Source organism: Enterobacter sp. 4974935, assembly GCF_058661735.1.
Map to the genome: position 1 here is coordinate 2,145,413 of NZ_JBZWGT010000003.1, position 15,426 is coordinate 2,160,838.

Annotated in this window: 16 protein-coding genes; 6 read left to right on the forward strand and 10 right to left on the reverse strand. The window is 55.5% G+C overall.

Translation table 11 applies throughout. From position 1 onward, the window contains the following. Positions 1-126: 126 nt before the first annotated feature. Entirely contained in the window at positions 127-537 is a 411-nt protein-coding gene (locus tag AC4OVS_RS11500) for a rhodanese-like domain-containing protein (RefSeq protein WP_023300088.1), read from the reverse strand. A gap of 73 nt (positions 538-610) precedes the next feature. Between AC4OVS_RS11500 and ftrA the strand changes: the two genes are divergently transcribed. Continuing rightward, a complete protein-coding gene (gene ftrA, locus AC4OVS_RS11505) occupies positions 611-1,606 on the forward strand; it encodes a transcriptional regulator FtrA (protein WP_491922421.1) in 996 nt (331 codons plus the stop codon). Between the two features lie 148 nt (positions 1,607-1,754). On the opposite strand, the gene AC4OVS_RS11510 is transcribed toward ftrA, so the two are convergent. Further along, positions 1,755-2,117, reverse strand: coding sequence for a hypothetical protein (locus AC4OVS_RS11510; protein WP_015570547.1), 363 nt, complete (start codon positions 2,115-2,117; stop codon positions 1,755-1,757). Between the two features lie 242 nt (positions 2,118-2,359). Here AC4OVS_RS11510 and AC4OVS_RS11515 point away from each other — a divergent pair, with 242 nt between their 5' ends. Continuing rightward, on the forward strand, positions 2,360-2,593 hold the full coding sequence (locus AC4OVS_RS11515) for a DUF2554 family protein (protein WP_491922422.1): 234 nt from the start codon (positions 2,360-2,362) through the stop codon (positions 2,591-2,593). On the opposite strand, the gene AC4OVS_RS11520 is transcribed toward AC4OVS_RS11515, so the two are convergent. Further along, complete coding sequence (locus tag AC4OVS_RS11520) at positions 2,590-4,554, reverse strand: peptidase U32 family protein (protein WP_058646654.1); 1,965 nt, start codon at positions 4,552-4,554, stop codon at positions 2,590-2,592. The genes AC4OVS_RS11515 and AC4OVS_RS11520 overlap by 4 nt on opposite strands. A gap of 80 nt (positions 4,555-4,634) precedes the next feature. Further along, positions 4,635-5,162, reverse strand: coding sequence for a helix-turn-helix domain-containing protein (locus AC4OVS_RS11525; RefSeq protein ID WP_023300084.1), 528 nt, complete (start codon positions 5,160-5,162; stop codon positions 4,635-4,637). Between the two features lie 92 nt (positions 5,163-5,254). On the opposite strand from AC4OVS_RS11525, the gene AC4OVS_RS11530 reads away from it, so the two are divergent. Beyond that, a complete protein-coding gene (locus AC4OVS_RS11530; RefSeq protein ID WP_023300083.1) occupies positions 5,255-6,421 on the forward strand; it encodes a benzoate/H(+) symporter BenE family transporter in 1,167 nt (388 codons plus the stop codon). Here AC4OVS_RS11530 and AC4OVS_RS11535 read toward each other — a convergent pair. Continuing rightward, the gene (locus tag AC4OVS_RS11535; RefSeq protein WP_023300082.1) at positions 6,401-7,273 is read right to left on the reverse strand and encodes a helix-turn-helix domain-containing protein; all 873 of its coding nucleotides are present in this window, start codon (positions 7,271-7,273) and stop codon (positions 6,401-6,403) included. The two genes, AC4OVS_RS11530 and AC4OVS_RS11535, sit on opposite strands and share 21 nt — an antisense overlap. Before the next feature lie 174 nt (positions 7,274-7,447). Between AC4OVS_RS11535 and AC4OVS_RS11540 the strand changes: the two genes are divergently transcribed. Then, on the forward strand, positions 7,448-8,344 hold the full coding sequence (locus AC4OVS_RS11540) for a DMT family transporter (protein ID WP_491922423.1): 897 nt from the start codon (positions 7,448-7,450) through the stop codon (positions 8,342-8,344). A 33-nt stretch (positions 8,345-8,377) separates the two neighbouring features. Here AC4OVS_RS11540 and AC4OVS_RS11545 read toward each other — a convergent pair whose 3' ends face one another. Both AC4OVS_RS11545 and AC4OVS_RS11550 read right to left on the reverse strand, forming a co-directional pair. Beyond that, positions 8,378-9,052, reverse strand: a complete 675-nt coding sequence (locus AC4OVS_RS11545; protein ID WP_022648086.1) for a DUF3313 domain-containing protein — start codon at positions 9,050-9,052, stop codon at positions 8,378-8,380. Positions 9,053-9,187: 135 nt separating this feature from the next. Next, a complete protein-coding gene (locus AC4OVS_RS11550; protein WP_046621579.1) occupies positions 9,188-10,783 on the reverse strand; it encodes an ABC transporter substrate-binding protein in 1,596 nt (531 codons plus the stop codon). Between the two features lie 111 nt (positions 10,784-10,894). Between AC4OVS_RS11550 and pepT the strand changes: the two genes are divergently transcribed. Continuing rightward, positions 10,895-12,124: a peptidase T gene (gene pepT / locus AC4OVS_RS11555; protein WP_038416038.1), complete on the forward strand. Its 1,230-nt coding sequence runs from the start codon at positions 10,895-10,897 to the stop codon at positions 12,122-12,124. On the opposite strand, the gene tehB is transcribed toward pepT, so the two are convergent. After that, positions 12,121-12,714, reverse strand: a complete 594-nt coding sequence (tehB, locus tag AC4OVS_RS11560; RefSeq protein ID WP_491922424.1) for a tellurite resistance methyltransferase TehB — start codon at positions 12,712-12,714, stop codon at positions 12,121-12,123. The two genes, pepT and tehB, sit on opposite strands and share 4 nt — an antisense overlap. After that, on the reverse strand, positions 12,714-13,709 hold the full coding sequence (gene tehA / locus AC4OVS_RS11565) for a dicarboxylate transporter/tellurite-resistance protein TehA (protein ID WP_491922425.1): 996 nt from the start codon (positions 13,707-13,709) through the stop codon (positions 12,714-12,716). Before tehA ends, tehB begins: the two co-directional genes overlap by 1 nt. A gap of 121 nt (positions 13,710-13,830) precedes the next feature. On the opposite strand from tehA, the gene ydcK reads away from it, so the two are divergent. Beyond that, complete coding sequence (gene ydcK, locus AC4OVS_RS11570; RefSeq protein WP_491922426.1) at positions 13,831-14,811, forward strand: YdcK family protein; 981 nt, start codon at positions 13,831-13,833, stop codon at positions 14,809-14,811. Here the strand turns inward: ydcK and rimL are convergent. Continuing rightward, the gene (gene rimL / locus AC4OVS_RS11575; protein ID WP_491922427.1) at positions 14,806-15,345 is read right to left on the reverse strand and encodes a 50S ribosomal protein L7/L12-serine acetyltransferase; all 540 of its coding nucleotides are present in this window, start codon (positions 15,343-15,345) and stop codon (positions 14,806-14,808) included. The two genes, ydcK and rimL, sit on opposite strands and share 6 nt — an antisense overlap. Positions 15,346-15,426: the final 81 nt, after the last annotated feature.

The window sequence follows — 15,426 nt, forward strand, 5'->3', positions numbered from 1 at the left end:
GCCCACAGTGATAATTCATCTCTTGAATCTTTAGACTTCTGGATGTCTAAACGTCCTGAAAAGATGTCATACCGGCTCGCCGCCGACAAACGAGAAAATTTCATCTGTGTTGAAATAAATTCATGTTCACAGAGCGGGTGATGAAGATCCTGCAAACGCGAACCGCTCATCTTCCCAGCCGGTCATGCCCCCGAGCATAATCTTAACCGGCAGACCCAGACGCGCCAGCTTTAGGGCCGCCCTGTCCGCCCCGTTGCAGTGCGGGCCTGCACAATAGACGACAAACAGCGTGCCCTCCGGCCACGCTTTCATCCGCTCTGCGGTGATCTGGCTCCAGGGTAAATGCAGCGCGCCGGGCAGATGCCGCCGGGCAAAATGTTCAGGCTTTCCGACAACGTGCAGCAGAACAAAGTCCTGCTCACCGCTGGATACCGCGTGATGGACATCGGCGCAGTCCGTCTCGACACTCAGACGACGCAGAAAATGTCCCACAGCTTCCTGCGGCTCAGCAGCCGGAAATTCAGTAACATAGCTCATGAATCTTCCTCATTTGTGGTGTTTGTGTTAACACTACTCTATCCCTTAATTCAGCCCATGAATGCGTCCGCCTATGCCAGAAAACAGCAAAAAGATGACAAACTTAAGACATCCCTCGCCGCGCGCGGTCGTGCTGGCATATGACGGTTTATGTACCTTTGAGTTTGGCGTGGCGGTAGAAATCTTTGGCTTGCCGCGCCCGGAGATGGGCGATGACTGGTATCAGTTTGCCGTGGCGAGCGTGGATGATGGCGAACTCCGGGCAACGGGCGGGATCCGTATTCTGGCCGATGGCGATCTGAGTCTGCTGGAGACGGCGGATCTGGTTGTCGTTCCCGGCTGGCGAGGGCTGGACGAACCCGTACCCGAAGCGCTCTGCCAGGCGCTCCGCGCGGCGCATGCCCGCGGCTGCCAGCTACTCTCGATCTGTTCTGGCGTTTTCGTTCTGGCAGCCTCAGGCCTGCTTGACGGGCGGAAGGCGACCACCCACTGGCGCTATACGCAAGCGCTGAAAACACGCTGTCCCGCCATTACCGTGGTCGAAGATGTGCTCTACCAGGACGAAGGCGATATTCTCACTTCCGCCGGAAGCGCCGCGGGGATTGATCTGTGCCTGCACGTGGTGCGCCGGAATTACGGTATGGAAGTGGCAAACCGCGTGGCGCGTCGGCTGGTGATCCCGCCCCATCGGGACGGCTCGCAAACCCAGCAGCTTAGCCGACCGGTGGCTCAGTTGCGGGAGAGCCAGCGCCTGGGCCAGTTGTTTGATTTTCTTCACCAGCATCTGGCCGTTTCCCATACCGTCGAATCGCTGGCCCTGCGGGTGGGTATGAGTCAGCGCACCTTTCTGCGCCGTTTCCAGGACGCGACCGGAACAACACCCGCGCGCTGGTTATTGACTGCGCGATTGCAGCGGGCAAAAGATTATCTCGAAAACAGTCGGCTCAGCATCGACAATATTGCGGAACAAACCGGATTTGGACAAAGCGCCACGCTGCGCCACCATTTCCGGCAGCAATTTGCGCTTTCACCCGCGCAATATCGCAAACAATTTTTACCAGTACGATAAACGGGCAAAAAAAAACCGCCATAATCTGGCGGTAAATGCTTGCATGGATAGATTTGTATTTTGGTATCTACGCTCCGGTATTCCATACCGGGATGTGGATCACCTGCAATCTACCACTGTGAGCCTCAACGAAGCATAAACGAATCGATTAACCCGCTTTGGTATTAATTTGCAGATAACGCATCAGCCCCTGCTCTGCACTCTGGCGGGCATCATCATTAATCGCTTCGAGATAAAACGCACGAGAGACCCCATACGGCGCCTGCTCGGATGGGTAAACAGCGAACTGGAAGGTTTTGCCCCTCGCCTTATTGGTACAGCCCAGCTCCCAGCGATCTTCACTTACCTGGGTGCTATTACATTCGACACGTCCGTAATCGCTGGTTAAATACGATCCGACACGGCTTTTTGCTGACTGAATATATTCTGGTTCTTCATTTGAATAGATGCTGGCCGCAGCACCCACCGCAACCACTACGCCCAGAAGTGATAGCACGATTATTTTTTTCATTTATTCGATCCAATCCTTAGCCAGAAAAATCTTATTGTAAATGATTTCCCAATAAATCTAGCTTCTCTTTGCATACCAGAAATGGGAGTTTACAACGACGATATTGCTTTTAAGAATAGTCTTAAGTGAGTTTTATGGCGACCACAATTTTTGACAGTCTATTTTCTCAAATTTAAAGAGTCGAATAATTACTCTATGAAATTATCTCTACGATGACCTTAGCGTATTTTCGGGGGTAAAAGATGTTCAGAAAAGGCTTTTCGCTACTGCTGCTGATTAGTGCACTGTTGTCGGGGCAGATTATGGCGGAGCACAAAGGGCATGAATTTGTGTATGTGAAAAACGCCGACCATCAGCTTCGTCATGAAGCTGACAGCGACGAGTTACGCAGCGCAGCAGAGGAGTCTGCGGAGGGGTTGCGCGAGCACCATACCTGGCAGAAATCGCGCAAACCGGATACCCACTCTGCGGGTTAGCTGCCTTTACGCTTCGGCAGGGTCTTCATCAAATCGTCAGGGCTGACGGAGGCCACAATGCTGCCCGGAGACGGCATTTTGAAGATGTGATTCTTCATCTTGCCGATAACGTGCATTTCACACGGACGGCAGTCAAACTTCAGCGTCAGTACTTCATCGCCATTCACCAGCTGCATCGGCGTCGCTTTCCAGCTTTTAATATTGCCTTTCGCCTGTTTCGGACAAAGGTTAAAGGCAAACCGCAGGCAGTGTTTGGTGATCATCACCGGCACATCGCCCTTCTCTTCATGCGCTTCATACGCGGCGTCAATCAGTTGCACGCCGTGACGATGGTAAAACGCACGCGCTTTGTGGTTGTAAACGTTCGCAAGGAAAGAGAGATGCGTGTCCGGGTAGACCGGCGCAGGCACCGCTTCGGCCTTACGACTGCCGCGCGGATAGTTTGCCAGGCGTGCTTCATCCAGCATCTCAGCCGTTTCACGGCGGAACTGGTTCAGCAGGCTGTTCGGCACGAACAGCGCATCCGGCAGATTCACCTCAATATTGCGCGCATAATAAATGGTCTGCCCGAGCTTCGCTACGCCATCCTTGAGGTTGCTAAGCGCTTTCTCCGCATTGTTCGCCACCTCGAACAGGCCGTCGAGCGTATGCGTCACGCTGATGCCGTCTTCGCAGGTCATGGTCAGGATCAGCTGCTCTTCCCAGCCACCCAGCGCGATATCCACCGCAATGCGACGCTCGCTGGAGGTCTTGAGCAAGGCCTGCTGCCAGTTGTGATCCAGGTTACGGTTCAGCGCCGCATTCGGGCGGGCTTTGTAAAGGTCGGCAGGCATTTCGTTCGGCCAGACGCGATAACGATTTTCGCCGGTTTTCTCCACCGTATTGGCGCGAAAACCAACCACTTCACGTTTGATCATCACGTTGAGACCATCGCCGTTCGCCAGCGGTTCTGTAACCTGAACGTCAAGATGATCCTTCGCCACTTTCAGCACTTCACCCACCGGCAGACCAATAAACTTCGGTGAATCGAACGCGCCAATATCCCCTTTGCGCGCATTAACGAAATAATCCGTACTGCCGCGGTGGAACGTTTTGTCCGTCGATGGAATAAAGAAATGCTCTGTACGACCGGCGGACGCGCGCGCCAGGTCACCGCGATCGTCGATGATGGCATCCAGCATCTGACGATAATGGGCGGTGATATTTTTCACGTAGCTCATGTCCTTGTAGCGGCCTTCAATTTTGAAGGAGCGTACGCCGGCATCGATCAGCGCGCCGAGGTTTGCCGTCTGATCGTTATCTTTCATCGACAGCAGGTGTTTTTCGAATGCCACCACGCGGCCCTGATCGTCTTTCAGGGTATACGGCAGACGGCAGGCCTGAGAGCAGTCGCCGCGGTTAGCGCTGCGCCCCGTCTGGGCGTGAGAGATATTACACTGCCCGGAATAGGCCACGCAAAGCGCACCGTGGATAAAGAATTCAATGGTCGCGTCGGTGGCCTGGTGGATATCGCGGATCTGGTTCAGGTTCAGCTCACGCGCCAGAACAATCTGCGTAAACCCGACGTCTGAAAGAAACTTCGCCTTCTCAACGGTGCGGATATCGCACTGGGTGCTGGCGTGCAGCTCAATTGGCGGGATATCCAGTTCCAGAACACCCATATCCTGAACGATCAGAGCGTCAACGCCGGTCTGGTAAAGATCGGTAATAAGACGCTGCGCGGGCTCCAGCTCATCATCATGAAGAATGGTGTTCAGGGTCACGAACACCTTCGCCCCGAAACGGTGGGCGAACGGTACCAGTTCGGCAATGTCGCGCAGGCTATTGCTGGCGTTATGACGGGCACCAAAGCCTGGGCCGCCAATGTAGACGGCATCCGCACCGTGAAGAATGGCTTCACGGGCAATGGCGGCGTCGCGGGCCGGGCTTAGCAGTTCAAGATGATGGGGGTGCAGGCGCATACTTCGTCGTTATCCGTTATGGTCAAAATGGCGGCTATTGTAGTCAGAAGTCTGTGCCAGTGAAACCGTTTTGCGACGCTTTAGCGGGGATAATGGATCAGAGAGTGAAAATGCACCGTCCGGGTGCTGCTGTTACGGTACGCGTGCGGTTTATCGCCGGCAAAACGCACGCCGGAATCAGCGTATAGAGTGCGCCAGACACCGTCAATCTGCATGTCCAGCTCACCGCTTATCACCACCACGTGTTCAATCACCCCGGCTTCGTGCGGCGTGGACTCACTCAGCGCGCCGGGCGACAGGGTGATGGAGAAATGGTCGAACTTAAGCTGTTCATCCCAGGGGAAAAGCGGTTTCACCACCATCGCCTGCTGCTGCGGATCGAACACCGCCTGCGGTTCGCTCTCTGGAGTGATAAACGCCGAAAAAGGTACGTTCAGCCCGGTGGCAATTTTCCACAAGGTTGAGACCGTCGGGCTGGACTCATTGCGTTCGATTTGCCCAAGCATCGCTTTCGACACGCCCGTCTCTTCCGCCAGTTTCGACAGGCTCCAGCCCCGCGCCTGACGCAGCGCTTTCAGTGTGGTTGCCAGGTGTTGAGTGATATCCATAGTTCCTCCTGTTGCGGCAAAGCATACCACTTGTACGCTATAGCGCACAGTGATACCTTATCCCGGACGTTATAACGCACAACGGAGTTCACATGCGATCGACTGCCTCTCTCTTTCCTGCCGTGCTGGCTGGTTTTGTTGCCGTTCTGGTGGGCTACGCCAGCTCTGCCGCCATTATCTGGCAGGCGGCTGCGGCGGCGGGCGCCAGTACACAGCAAATCGCCGGATGGATGACCGCGCTGGGGCTCGGGATGGGGATCAGCACGCTTGCATTGTCGTGGTGGTATAAAGCCCCGGTGCTGACCGCCTGGTCGACTCCTGGCGCGGCGCTGCTCGCCACCAGCCTGCAAGGCGTGACGCTGGCGGAAACCATAGGGGTATTTATATTTGCGAATGCGCTGATTCTGCTGTGCGGCGTCACTGGCCTGTTTGCCCGGTTGATGAAACTGATCCCGCACTCGCTTGCCGCCGCTATGCTGGCAGGCGTGCTGTTACAGTTTGGCCTGAAGGCATTCAGCAATCTTGAGGGACACGTGCTTCTTTGCGGCAGTATGCTGGCCGCCTGGCTGGTGGCTAAAGCCGTAGCGCCCCGGTACGCCATTGTCGCCACGCTGCTGGTGGGGGTGTTCGTGGCCTGGGCTGGAGGTGACGTTGTCACGAATAAAATGACGTTATCGGTGATCATGCCGGAATTCATTGCCCCTGCGTTCACCTTCACCAGCCTGATCAGCATCGGCTTACCCTTCTTCCTGGTGACCATGGCGTCGCAGAATGCGCCCGGCTTCGCCACCATGCAGGCATCGGGCTATCCGCTGGCGGTCTCACCGCTGATCGTTGCCACCGGCGGGCTGGCGCTGCTGTTGTCCCCCTTCGGCGTCTATTCCATCTGTATCGCCGCCATCACCGCCGCCATCTGCCAGAGCCCGGACGCCCACCCGGATGCCAGTAAACGCTGGCTGGCTGCGGCGGCCGCAGGTGGGTTTTATCTGCTTGCGGGGGTGTTCGGCGGGTCGATTTCGGGGCTGATGGCCGCCCTGCCGCTGAGCGGCATCCAGACGCTGGCCGGGCTGGCCCTGCTCGGCACTATCAGCGGGAGTTTGTATCAGGCATTGAATCATGAAGCAGAGCGCGACGCGGCGATCGTCACCTTCCTGATGACCGCCAGCGGCGTCACGCTCCTGGGAATTGGCTCCGCTTTCTGGGGGCTGGTGCTGGGTGGGATCTGTTACGCTGTCTTCTCACGCCTTCGCCGCGCGTAGCTGTGACGGCGTGATGCCGGTCATGCTGCGAAAACGGTTACTGAAATGGCTGGCGGAGTTAAATCCGCAGGCAAGCGCGATGTCGGTGAGCGGCGTGGTCGTGTGCTGAATCAGCGCTTTGGCCTTCTCCATGCGGCGCTGCATGACGTACTGATGCGGCGCCAGCCCCATCGACTGGCGGAACATCCGCGCAAAGTGATACTCACTGAGTGCGGCCTGGCCCGCCAGTTCCGCCAGCGTTAAGGGTTGCGCCAGATTTTCCTCGATAAAGGCCAGCACGTTGCGCAGCACAAACGGCGATAGCCCGCCGGTGACCACCGGTAACTTCCACTGGACGCTGGAATAGTGCTGGACCAAATGCGTCAGTAATAAGGTCGACGCAGTGCTCAGGGTGAGCTGATTGGCGTTTTGCTGCCAGTCGCAGCCGAGCAAAAACTGGCGATAAAGGGTGGTGATTTTCGGATCGCTGCCGAAGATTTTTTCCTCCAGCGTCAGCGATAGCGGTCGTTTATCCCAGATTTTCTCCCCCACGTCCCGCAGGTGTTCATCGGTGCAGTAGAGGTGCACGAACGACAGGTCATCACGAATATCCCATGTGGATTCGCTCTCTTCCGGCATCAGACAAAAACGGTCCGGCCCGCCGCCATTTTTCCAGCCACCCGGCGTTTTTTGATAGCTTTCATAGCCATCCGCCACGTACAGGCTAAGGGTGTGATGGTTGCTTTTCACGGTGATCGTGTCGTGCTTGTTGTACCACGCCGCCAGTTGAATGCCAGTATTGAGCGCGACGGTTTCCCGCAGCACTGCATTTTTTTGGCGTAACGTTTCAAAGGTGTCGTAAACGAGAGACATGGCCGTAAACAGGTGATTAATCAGACTGTCAGTCTAAGAAGTGTTGCAGCCTGTTACCAGCCATTGTGCGAGAAAAAAGCGCAAGAATTTGCAAGTCCGGCGCAAGGCGATGAAAGCCGGGGCCCCCTTCTTTCGCCACACTGTTGTTTTCCGCGGTATGAGAAGAGAGACACCATGAACGCATTACTCTATGGGCTGGTTGTTGTTATCTGGGGCACGACCTGGATCGCCATTTTTTTACAACAGGGGCCGGTTGCAGCGCCGGTCTCCATTTTCTGGCGCTTCGCCGTGGCCAGCGCCACGATGATGATCGTCCTGGTCGCCCTTCGTCGCCTGCGCAGGCTGGCGCTGCGGGATCATCTCTATTGCATGCTTCAGGGTTGCTGCGTTTTCTGTTTCAACTTCTGGTGCTTTTACACCGCCGCCGCCCATATCAATACCGGCCTTGAGTCGGTGATTTTCTCGATGGCCGTGCTGTATAACGCCATCAACAGCTTTATCTTCTTCGGCCAGCGTCCCCCCGCACGCTTCTGGACGGCGGCAGCGCTGGGGCTTATCGGGATCATTACCCTGTTCTGGAACGATCTGCTCGCCAGCGGCTGGAGCGCGTCATTGCTTACGGGCATCGGGCTTTCCGCCCTTGGCACCTACGGCTTCTCGCTGGGGAATATGATCAGCATGCGTCATCAGCGAAACGGGCTGGAAACCATGACCACCAACGCCTGGGCGATGCTGTATGGCACCGTCGTGATGGGCCTTATCGCTCTCTTCAGGGGCGAAAGCTTTATGCCGGAATGGACGGTGAGCTATATGGGGGCGCTGCTCTATCTTGCTCTGTTTGGCTCGGTGATTGCCTTCGGCGCCTACTTTACGCTGGTAGGCCGCATTGGTCCCGGTAAGGCCGCGTACAGCACCCTGCTGTTCCCGCTGGTGGCGCTGTCGCTTTCAACGGTGTACGAGGGTTACGTGTGGCATATCAACGGGATCGTCGGCCTGCTGTTGATTTTAGGGGGAAATATGGTGATGTTTACGAAACCGGAAACCTGGTTCCGCCGCCTGCTGACGGCATAAAATAACGGCCTGCGTAGATGCAGGCCGTTTTTATTATTTTGCTGTCTGATGGACATCAAACATGGTGGCATCGGTCGCCATATCATCCACAACCTGTTTCAGTGTGGCGAATCCCAACGGCGTGTTCTCGTTGGCAAGCTCTTTACCTTCACCTTTACGAACAACTTTAACTACCGGTTTGTTCGTGGCGGCATCAATCAGCTCACCTTCAAAGAAAAGATGCGTATCCATGGTGCGATGGCCAGTTGCCATCTGCGTACCCGCAACCAGCAGCGCGACGGGCACCACTTCATAGAACTGCAAACCTTCTTTCTCTGAGCTCACACCCGTGATGGCGCCGCGGAAGATCAGGCTATGTTTGCCCGGCGTCGTCACAATTGGCTTACGCTGGCCAATCGCGTTTTTTAATGTGTTATTGGTGTAACTCAACAATTCATCAAGCGTTTTTTGCCCAAGCTGTGTGGTTGGCTTTGGTGTCGGATAATAGGTTATCGGGGTCCAGATAATACTGTCGTAGTTCGCCGGATCATAGGAAGGATCGACCCAACGCAAGGTTGGTTTCCCGGTTGCTGATGTCATCTCCTGCAAGTCAGAGTAATCTTTTAAAAAGCCTGAATATTGATCGGGGGCTGCGACTTTTGACGCACAGCCAGAAAGGGCCAACAGGCCAGAAAGCACTGCAACTTTAAAAAAAGTGGAAGTACGCATGATGGAGTTCCGAGTTATCTGCAAGTATGCACTTGAAGTTATAACAAAAAACAGAGGGAAATGTTGTGGCAAAAAATGACGGGGAAGGCACAAATTGTAAAAATAGTGCCCGGACGGGATCCGGGCAGAAAAATATTACTGTTTTATATCTACCTGCCAGAACAGATGTTTGCCGAAGGGATCGATTTCATAGCCCGTGACCTCTTTTCTGACTGGCTCAAAAATGGTCGAGTGGGCAATCATAACCGCCGGCATTTGATCGTGCATCATCTGCTGCGCCTGCTTGTACAGCGCCACGCGTTTTTCGCGATCGGTTATCGATTTTGCTTCGGCAATCAGGTTATCAAACGGCTTATAGCACCATTTGGCCGAGTTCGACCCGCCGTTGGCGGACGTACAGGTAAACAGTGGTCCGAAGAAGTTATCTGGATCGCCCGTCGCCGTTGTCCAGCCCATCAGCGCAGCCTGATGCTCCCCGCCCTTCACGCGCTTCAGGTATTCGCCCCATTCGTAGGTCACGATTTTGGTCTGCACGCCTACTTTCGCCCAGTCCGCCTGGATCATTTCAGCCATACGCTTCGCGTTCGGGTTATACGGCCGCTGCACGGGCATAGCCCACAGATCGATGCTTACGCCGTTGGCAAATCCCGCCTCCTTTAACAGCGTTTTCGCTTTTTCTGGATCGTAATCGTAGTCTTTCAGCTCGCTGTCGGCACTCCAGACGCCAGGCGGCAGCAGGTTTTTCGCCGCCGTGCCGGTGCCGTGGAAGACCGCCTCAATGATGGCCGGTTTGTTAATCGCCATCGCCAGCGCCTGGCGCACTTTTACGTTATCCAGCGGCGGCTTTTGCGTGTTAAATGCCAGGAAACCGGTATTCAGACCGGCCTTGCTCATCAGGTTGATGTCTTTGTTAGCCTTCATACGCGGCAGATCCGCCGGGTTTGGGAACGGCATCACCTGGCACTCATTCTTCTCGACTTTGGCAAAACGCACCGAGGCGTCCGGCGTGATGGTGAACACCAGTCGATCCAGCTTCGATTTTCCCTGCCAGTAGTCCGGGAAGGCGGTAAAGAGGATGCGGGAATCCTTCTGATATTGCGCCAGTTTAAACGGCCCGGTGCCAATCGGCTGCATATCAACCTTTTCAGGCGTGCCCGCTTTCAGCATGGCATCGGCATACTCCGCCGACAGGATGGAGGCAAAATACCACGCCAGATCGGCAACAAACGGCGCTTCCGGGTGCGCCAGGGTGAAGCGCACGGTGCGATCGTCAACCTTATCAATGGCGGTAATCAGGTTGCCGAACTCCAGACTTTCGAAGTTGGAATAACTGCCGTTGGAGACGTTATGGTAGGGATGATTCACATCCTTCTGGCGCATAAACGAGAAAATCACGTCATCCGCGTTGAAGTCGCGCGTCGGCGTGAACAGTTTATTACTGTGGAATTTCACCCCTTTGCGCAGGTGGAAGGTGTAGACCTTACCATCCTCGCTCACCTCCCAGCTTTCCGCCAGGCTCGGCACCAGTTCGGTAGTGCCCGGTTTGAAATCGACCAGACGGTTATAAACCGGTACGGCGCTGGCGTCCACGCTGGTCCCCGACGTATAGAGCTGAGGATTGAAATTTTCCGGCGATCCTTCGGAGCAATACACCAGCGTTTTTGCCGCGACGGTGGAACTGACCGTCAGCGCAGCAAGCGCCAGCGTTATCATTGTGAATGTGCTTTTCATCATTTATTCCTGTCTTTTTAATTCGACGGCTAATTACTTCTTTTGCCATTTAATAAATAACATTAAAGTGATGGCGCAAACACATGAAAAATAAATACAGAAGGAAACACTATGGGCTCAGAACTCTCCAGACAATTAACCCAACGCTTTTTCCGCTATCTCGCCATCACCAGCCAGAGCGACCCGAAAGTCAAAACCCTGCCCTCCACCCCGGGCCAGCACGACATGGCGCGGGAGCTGGCGAAGGAGCTGGAAACGCTGGGGTTAGACGATATTGTGATTGATGAGTTCGCCACCGTTACCGCCGTAAAAAAAGGCAATATTCCCGGCGCGCCGCGGATTGGTTTTATTACCCATATCGATACCGTTGACGTCGGTTTATCCCCGGATATTCATCCACAAATATTAACCTTTACGGGAGATGATCTCTGCCTGAATAAAGAAAAAGATATTTGGTTGCGCGTAAATGAGCACCCGGAAATTCTGGCTTATCCTGATGAGGAGATTATTTTCAGCGACGGAACCAGCGTATTAGGCGCAGATAATAAAGCGGCCGTCACCGTGGTCATGACGGTGCTGGAAAACCTCACCGCTGAACATAAGCATGGCGATATTGTGGTGGCGTTTGTGCCCGATGAAGAGATTGGTCTCTGTGGCGCGAAAGCGCTGGATTTGAAGCGCTTCGACGTCGATTTTGCCTGGACCATCGACTGCTGCGAGCTGGGGGAAATTGTTTACGAGAACTTTAACGCGGCTGCGGCTGAAATTCGCTTTACCGGCGTCACGGCGCACCCGATGTCCGCCAAAGGGGTGCTGGTCAACCCGCTGCTGATGGCAACGGATTTCATCTGCCATTTCGATCGCCAGCAAACCCCGGAATGCACCGAGGGGCGCGAAGGTTATATCTGGTTTAACGGCATCCAGGCCGGGCAAAACGAAGCGGTGCTGAAAGCCAACATTCGTGATTTTGACAAAGAGGGTTTTGCCGCCCGCAAGCAGCAAATTGCCGATGTGGCAGCGCGGATTGCTGCGCAGCATCCCACGGCAAACGTGGAGTATCGCATTGAAGATACCTACAGCAATATCAGCAATGCGATTGGCGAAGACCGCCGCGCGATCGACCTGATGTTCGAGGCGATGGAATCGCTCGGTATCACCCCAAAACCGATCCCCATGCGCGGTGGCACGGACGGGGCGGCCCTGTCAGCCAAAGGCTTGCTCACCCCGAACTTCTTCACCGGCGCCCATAACTTCCACTCAAAGTTTGAGTTTTTACCGCTGTCGTCGTTCGAGGCCTCCTGTCGCACGGCCCTGCAACTCTGTCTGCTGGCCGCGCGTTAAGCGGGCTTGCGTGCGAACATGGTGGCGAAGCGCAGCTTGATTCGGTTCCCGTAGGCATCGGTACGGTGGAGTTCCCCCACCTCTTCGTTGTACTTGATCAGCTCCCAGCCTTCGTAGTAGTGGCTCAGTTCACCGGTCTTGAAGGCAAACGGGAAACCGACGGTACACGGATAGTCCTCCGTATCCATGGCGGCAACGATCAGGTTATAGCCGCCTGGTTTAGTGCAACGCTGCATATTGGCGATAAGACCAGGGATGGTTTTCGCTTCGAGAAACATCAACACGACGGTGGAAAGAATAAAGTCGTATTCGCCGTCAAAAGTCAGGTTGTTCAGGTCCTTTATCGCCGTTTGCAGATTCACGATCCCTTCCGCCGCCTTAATGCGCTCGATGTTATCGATGCTCATCGGGTTTTTATCCCACGCCGTCACGTCATAGCCGTTGGCAGCGAGGTAGAGGCTGTTACGGCCATTTCCGCAACCGAGATCGAGCGTTTTTCCCGGCTTAACAATGTCCGCGCTGTAGAGCACCTCTGAGTGCGTGCGGGTCAGGCCATATTTCTCGGTAAAGTAGTTTTCATCGACAGTCATTATTTTTCCTCGTATTGCATTAGCAGTGCTTTATCAGCGCGCACCAGAAGTTTGCCCTGCATCAGCAAGATAAAAGTACGGACCAGCAGCATCGCGATGATGATGTTGGTGAAAATAAACAGGGGAACCGCGAGGGCATGAAAGAACCCTGACGGACTGCTCTGCCCCAGATGTAAACCGGTGGTCGCCAGCGCCGACACCCCGAACGAGAAGCTCCAGAACGACGCGTTGAACGGCTGCGACAGATACCACGGCATCAGACGCAGCATAAACAGGAGTTGCAACAGACCATAGCCGAAAAGCATTTTGGCGAAGGTGTCCGCTTCGCCGCCGTTGACGCTAAACCAGGCGCTACAGGCCACCAGGGCAGGCGCAAGCTGGATCCCGAGCGAAGTACGAAGCGCCGCGGGCAGTTCGCCCGCGCTGCGCAGGCGTTGCAGAATGACCGGCTCGAGGCTCAGCCAGGAAAAGACCCCGGCACCAAGGAACACCAGCCCCGCATCGTGGAAACCCAGCGCACCGCAGGCCATGGCGCTGATAAAATTGTTCGCTACCGTCGGCAGATACAGTCCCGGCGTCGTGGCCTCTTCCGGATGCTTACCGCGCCACAGCCCGGCGCTTTGCCAGGCGGCATACGCAAGCTGGATCACCACGCCTACGCTAAACAGCACCAGCGACACCGGTCGGCACCACGGCACAAAGCCAATGGCCACCAGTAGCGTTGTGGCAGGAAACAGGCTGACAAAACTGCTCATTACCGGATGCCGCATCTCGGCCAGCACGCTATGTGGAAACCGTACCGCACGGGTAAGAAACGCCACGCTCAGCAGGAACCAGATCGCCACCGCCAGCGCCACCAGGATCTCGCCCGGCCAGCGAGTCACCGGCCAGATAGTACCGGCATAACGCCAGGCGAACCCCATACCTATGGTACCCAGAACCATACCGAAATAACCGGCGGGCAAGTTAAGAACGCGTTGGTCTTGGTTATGCATTTTTTTTAAACTTTAAAATGTATTTTAAATGCCATTTTAAGGGGTTTACCGTGCAGACGCCAGCACTTCGAAACGCCAAAAGTTTGCTACGTTTAGTGAATGGCTTTTCAGGGAAAACACGATGACAAAATACAGGCTTAGCAATGAAACGCGTCTCTGGCGCTGGCAGGACGGATCAACGCCGTGCACAACCCTACTCAGACAGATTATTGCCGCAAAGGATTTTAACGATGTGACCAGCGGGACAAAAGGTGGTTGGGTTGAGGATGAACACGCGCTCGCCCAGGACGGGGATTGCTGGGTTTATGATGAAAACAGCGTGGTGTTTGCCGGGGCCAGGATATCCGGCAACGCCCGCCTCACCCAACCCTGCATCGTAAGCCACCGCGCACACGTAGGCGGCAACAGCTGGCTTGACGCGGCAGAGGTGAGTCACGGCGCGGCAATAAGTGACAACGTCACTATCCAGCACTCCACCGTACGCGGGGAATGCCGTATCGCGGGTGACGCGCGGGTGCTGCATAACAGCATGGTGATTGCAGCCAAAGGGCTGACACCCGACCGTGAGCAGATCCTGCAGATTTACGACAGAGCCACGGTCAGCCAGTCGCGTATTGTGCATCAGGCGCAAATCTACGGCGATGCCATGGTGACCTGGGCCTTTGTTGAGCACCGCGCGGAGGTGTTCGACCGCGCCATTCTTGAGGGCAACGCGGTTAATAACGTCTGGGTGTGCGACTGCGCCAAAGTGTACGGCAACGCCCGCCTGCTGGCCGGTTTAGAGGATGATGCGATCCCGACCGTGCGGTACAGTTCACAGGTCGCGGAAAACGCCCTCGTCGAAGGTAACTGCGTGATTAAACACCACGTATTGATTGGTGGCGAGGCGTGGTTACGCGGCGGGCCGATCCTGATTGATGACAAGGTCGTTATTCAGGGGCGCGCGCGTATCAGCGGCGATGTCCTGATTGAGCATCAGGTGGAGATGACAGACGATGCGGCGATCGAGGCGCTGGAGGGTGAAAGCATTCACGTCCGGGGAACCAAAGTGATCAACGGTGACACGCGGATCACCCGGACGCCGCTGCTGGGGGCGCTATAGCGGGAATAACCTGGCGTACAGGTTTACGTCATCGAAGCGGCCGTTGAGCATTTCCGCTTCCCGCAAACAACCTTCCAGCGCAAAACCGTTGCGCTGCGCCACGCGGTTACTGTTATGGTTAGCCACGCGACATTTGATCACAAAGCGGCGGATCTCGCCGCGCTCAACGTAATAGCGCATAAAGGCCTGTAGCGCCTGAGAGAGAATGCCCTGTCCCTGATGCGCTTTGTCAAGCCAGTAGCCGATGTACCCGGCCTTATTCGCAGGCTCTATCGCGTTAAAAGAAAGCACGCCCACCAGCTCGTCCTTCATGAAAATCAGGAACATTTTGGCGTAGCCGCGCTGGTGCAGCATCTGGTTGCTCTGCACGTTACGGCGCGTGTCCTCTTCAGTGCCGACATGCTGCGCCCAGTCGAAGGCGGTTTGCAGCCAGGTTTGGTTTTTAATAACGAGGTTGTGCAGATCGGTGGTATAGCGCTCTTCGACGGCGCGAAGCTCGATTTCCTGGGTTACGGGGATAATTTCTGAAGACATAGTGCCTCTTAATTGCCGGGTGGCGCTAACGCTTACCCGGCCTACAAATGCGTCCGAATCAGGCCGGGTAAGGCGAAGCCG

What these genes read in the sequence shown, in the direction of transcription:
- AC4OVS_RS11500 (WP_023300088.1), bottom strand. Translation starts at nt 537, where the DNA reads ATGAGCTATGTTACTGAATTTCCGGCTGCTGAGCCGCAGGAAGCTGTG.
- ftrA (WP_491922421.1), top strand. Translation starts at nt 611, where the DNA reads ATGCCAGAAAACAGCAAAAAGATGACAAACTTAAGACATCCCTCGCCG.
- AC4OVS_RS11510 (WP_015570547.1), bottom strand. Translation starts at nt 2,117, where the DNA reads ATGAAAAAAATAATCGTGCTATCACTTCTGGGCGTAGTGGTTGCGGTG.
- AC4OVS_RS11515 (WP_491922422.1), top strand. Translation starts at nt 2,360, where the DNA reads ATGTTCAGAAAAGGCTTTTCGCTACTGCTGCTGATTAGTGCACTGTTG.
- AC4OVS_RS11520 (WP_058646654.1), bottom strand. Translation starts at nt 4,554, where the DNA reads ATGCGCCTGCACCCCCATCATCTTGAACTGCTAAGCCCGGCCCGCGAC.
- AC4OVS_RS11525 (WP_023300084.1), bottom strand. Translation starts at nt 5,162, where the DNA reads ATGGATATCACTCAACACCTGGCAACCACACTGAAAGCGCTGCGTCAG.
- AC4OVS_RS11530 (WP_023300083.1), top strand. Translation starts at nt 5,255, where the DNA reads ATGCGATCGACTGCCTCTCTCTTTCCTGCCGTGCTGGCTGGTTTTGTT.
- AC4OVS_RS11535 (WP_023300082.1), bottom strand. Translation starts at nt 7,273, where the DNA reads ATGTCTCTCGTTTACGACACCTTTGAAACGTTACGCCAAAAAAATGCA.
- AC4OVS_RS11540 (WP_491922423.1), top strand. Translation starts at nt 7,448, where the DNA reads ATGAACGCATTACTCTATGGGCTGGTTGTTGTTATCTGGGGCACGACC.
- AC4OVS_RS11545 (WP_022648086.1), bottom strand. Translation starts at nt 9,052, where the DNA reads ATGCGTACTTCCACTTTTTTTAAAGTTGCAGTGCTTTCTGGCCTGTTG.
- AC4OVS_RS11550 (WP_046621579.1), bottom strand. Translation starts at nt 10,783, where the DNA reads ATGAAAAGCACATTCACAATGATAACGCTGGCGCTTGCTGCGCTGACG.
- pepT (WP_038416038.1), top strand. Translation starts at nt 10,895, where the DNA reads ATGGGCTCAGAACTCTCCAGACAATTAACCCAACGCTTTTTCCGCTAT.
- tehB (WP_491922424.1), bottom strand. Translation starts at nt 12,714, where the DNA reads ATGACTGTCGATGAAAACTACTTTACCGAGAAATATGGCCTGACCCGC.
- tehA (WP_491922425.1), bottom strand. Translation starts at nt 13,709, where the DNA reads ATGCATAACCAAGACCAACGCGTTCTTAACTTGCCCGCCGGTTATTTC.
- ydcK (WP_491922426.1), top strand. Translation starts at nt 13,831, where the DNA reads ATGACAAAATACAGGCTTAGCAATGAAACGCGTCTCTGGCGCTGGCAG.
- rimL (WP_491922427.1), bottom strand. Translation starts at nt 15,345, where the DNA reads ATGTCTTCAGAAATTATCCCCGTAACCCAGGAAATCGAGCTTCGCGCC.